This window comes from Halorubrum sp. AJ67, assembly GCF_000513435.1.
Genome location: NZ_CBVY010000018.1, coordinates 4,486 through 7,285, shown reverse-complemented (window position 1 = coordinate 7,285; position 2,800 = coordinate 4,486). Strand labels below are relative to the sequence as shown.

The window sequence follows — 2,800 nt, the reverse complement described above, 5'->3', positions numbered from 1 at the left end:
GTCGTGGCGGGCGGCCGCGCCGCGGTTCGCGCTGGCGGCGATCGGCGGTGCCGCACTCGTGCTCGTCTTGGACCGATACTCCGACGCGGTCGAGTACTGAGCGCGCAACGCCTTTTCCGCTCGCCGCCGTAGCCCGGAGCGACATGGTCCAGACCGAATCCGAGTCCGAACTCGACCGCGGCGACGTAGCGCCCGACTTCGAACTACCCGGCGCGGACGGGGAGACGTACGCGCTCGACGACTTCGAGACGGACGCGCTGCTCGTCGTCTTCACCTGTAACCACTGCCCGTACGCGAAGGCGAAAATCGACCTGCTGAACGATCTGGCGGTCGAGTACGACGACCTCGCCGTCGTCGGGATCAACCCCAACGACGCCGACGAGTACCCGGAGGACTCCTTCGAGGCGATGCGCGAGGCCGTCGCGGACGGCACGGTCGCGTACGACGCGTACCTGCGCGACGAGACCGCGGAGGTCGCGGCCGCCTACGACGCGGTGTGCACGCCCGACCCGTTCCTCTTCGGCCGCGAGGACAGGAAGTGGCGGCTGCGCTACCACGGCCGGCTCGACGACGCGCTCAACCCCGACGATGAGGCGACGGAGTTCTACGTTCGCGACGCGGTCGACGCCGTTCTCGCGGGTGAGGAAGTCGAGATCCCCGACCGCCCGTCTCGGGGCTGCTCGATCAAGTGGCCGGACGCGTAGGGTCTCGCTGCCGTCAGCTACCTACGACTGAAGTCGTGGGCTTCCGCACTTGTACCGCTGTGAGTCCCGCGAGCGGAAGCGAGCGGGACCACGAAAGACGCAGCGCCGAGCGAAGCGAGGCGACCGTCTTTCGGATGTTCTCGCGGTTGGGGCTTCGGTGGTGTGCTGCGCGGTAGCCGTGACGTATAAACGAGCGGCTAGAGCTTTAGAAACGGTCCACCGGGGTCGCCGTTCGCTTATAAACAGCCGCGGACGACGTCACTCGATCGCTACCGGTGCCAGGCCGATTCGGTATCCGTCTCGCCGCTGTCTTCGGTTACATTGCTCTCGTCGCCGTCGAGCGTCACCGACCCGTTGGCGGCGTTGCGGAGCGCGTCCGAGCGCCCGAACTCGCCGGGCGCGATGGCGAGCGTTCGGATCCCGTAGCCGTTCGCGGTCTCGACGACCGGTTTGAAGTCGGTGTCGCGGGAGGCGATCGCGAGGGTCTCCATCCGCCCCTCGGCCGCGAACCGCGCGGCGTCGACCGCGAGCTTCACGTCCACGTCGCCGCTGGTCATCACGACCTCGAAGCCGCGGGCCTCGGCGGCCTGAATCAGCCCCGGCGTCGCGTGTTCGTCGAGATAGAGCCGCGTCGTCACCAGCGGTCCCTCCGCCTCGGCCGCCCGGCGCACGTCGTCGAGGTCGACGTCGAACTCCTCGCGCAACACGTTCGGGCCGTCGACGAACAGCGCCACGCCGCCGGCGTCCGGGTCCGTCTGTCCGGCGGCGTCCGAACTGGAACCTTCAACCCCCTCGTCGTCTTGCTCCATGACCGCGATCCGAGACCATCGGAGATAGGCGTGGTGATCCGCGAGTGACGAGGTCGGGGCAGCGTGCGGCGCAGTCGCCGCGGGCCACGCACGGCGACTGATCGTTTCGGCATTCGTACACCTTATATCCGTATTACTACCTGACTCACGACTGTAGTGAATATACGGAGACTTGAAGTAGTATGTCCAAGAATAACGGAATAAGATGTCACAATCGAACGCGTACACCGTCATCTCCGAGCAGAACGATCACGAATGTACCACGGTACGTGCCCATCCACGCAACGAGACGTACCACGTCGTCGAGTACGCCGACGAGGACGCCCGGGAGCGCGTCGCGGACCTACCGGTCGGGTCGGTGGTCAGGATGGAGCTCTCGCGTGCCGGCCGCCGGAGCAACGTCTGGTGTGCCGAGTCCGTCGAGACCGCGGTCACGGACGGCGGCTCCCCGCAATAAGAATCGAGGTGAGTGAGGAGCCGACGTTCGGTCGTTGATCGCGGCTCGGTGAGAAACGGAGACGTTCTCGAAGTTCCGGTCACTCGGTTGTACGTGGCCGAGAGTCTCGCGGCGGTGAACACCACCGAAGCCCCTGCCGCTCGGCTATACGAAGCTGTTCCTGTTGATAAATCGTTAATCGACATGAACCGCTCCGAAGCCCCAGTCGCGAGGCGGGCGCACGTTCGCTGCGGTCCTCGTCGGTCGCTCGCGCTGCTCGCTCCCTTCCTGCGGTCCTTGCGTCACCTGCGCCCGCCTCGCGACTGCCCCTTCGAGTCCCGCCCCGCACCACCGGAAGACGGTCCTGCTCGCTCACTACGTTCGCTGCGCGGGCTGCGACTTCCGTACTCCCGCTCGCTCCCTCCGGTCGCTCGCGGGACCGCACAGCCTCACACCTCCCCAGCCTCGTCACCGGACTACGTCCGGTTTCAAGCGAGAGCTTCGCTCTCGCCCTGTCGCTGGTCCCTCCGCTTCGCTCCGGGACCAGCGACTCCAGCGAGAATCGAGGATTCTCTGGCAGCCGGCGCTACGCGCCGGCGACCACGCGCGGCGCTCCTCGGCCGCGATGCGGCCTCGGAGGCGCGCGCCACAGCGGTAGATGAAAAGGAGTCGTCGAGATCGTTAATTTTGAGCCTCAGTAAAAACGGACGCTCCCGGCGGCTCCGACAGCTTCGTGCCCGGTTACAGGTCTCGCGTGAGTCGCGGGTTCGTCACCGCGCCGTCGGCGGCGGAGGCGAAGTCGCGACCGTACTTCGCGAGAATGCCGCCCTCGTAGGGCGGTTCCGGGGCCT

3 protein-coding genes are annotated in these 2,800 nt (G+C 66.8%); 2 read left to right on the top strand and 1 reads right to left on the bottom strand.

Annotated features, from left to right (window positions below; genetic code table 11):
- Positions 1-143: 143 nt before the first annotated feature.
- Positions 144-704, top strand: a complete 561-nt coding sequence (locus BN903_RS12655) for a thioredoxin family protein (RefSeq protein WP_048078077.1) — start codon at positions 144-146, stop codon at positions 702-704.
- 269 nt (positions 705-973) lie between these two features.
- Here the strand turns inward: BN903_RS12655 and BN903_RS12650 are convergent, their stop codons facing one another.
- Positions 974-1,513, bottom strand: coding sequence for an NYN domain-containing protein (locus tag BN903_RS12650; RefSeq protein ID WP_048078076.1), 540 nt, complete (start codon positions 1,511-1,513; stop codon positions 974-976).
- A 205-nt stretch (positions 1,514-1,718) separates the two neighbouring features.
- On the opposite strand from BN903_RS12650, the gene BN903_RS12645 reads away from it, so the two are divergent.
- On the top strand, positions 1,719-1,970 hold the full coding sequence (locus tag BN903_RS12645; protein ID WP_048078075.1) for a hypothetical protein: 252 nt from the start codon (positions 1,719-1,721) through the stop codon (positions 1,968-1,970).
- Positions 1,971-2,800 lie beyond the last annotated feature (830 nt).

What these genes read in the sequence shown, in the direction of transcription:
- BN903_RS12655 (WP_048078077.1), top strand. Translation starts at nt 144, where the DNA reads ATGGTCCAGACCGAATCCGAGTCCGAACTCGACCGCGGCGACGTAGCG.
- BN903_RS12650 (WP_048078076.1), bottom strand. Translation starts at nt 1,513, where the DNA reads ATGGAGCAAGACGACGAGGGGGTTGAAGGTTCCAGTTCGGACGCCGCC.
- BN903_RS12645 (WP_048078075.1), top strand. Translation starts at nt 1,719, where the DNA reads ATGTCACAATCGAACGCGTACACCGTCATCTCCGAGCAGAACGATCAC.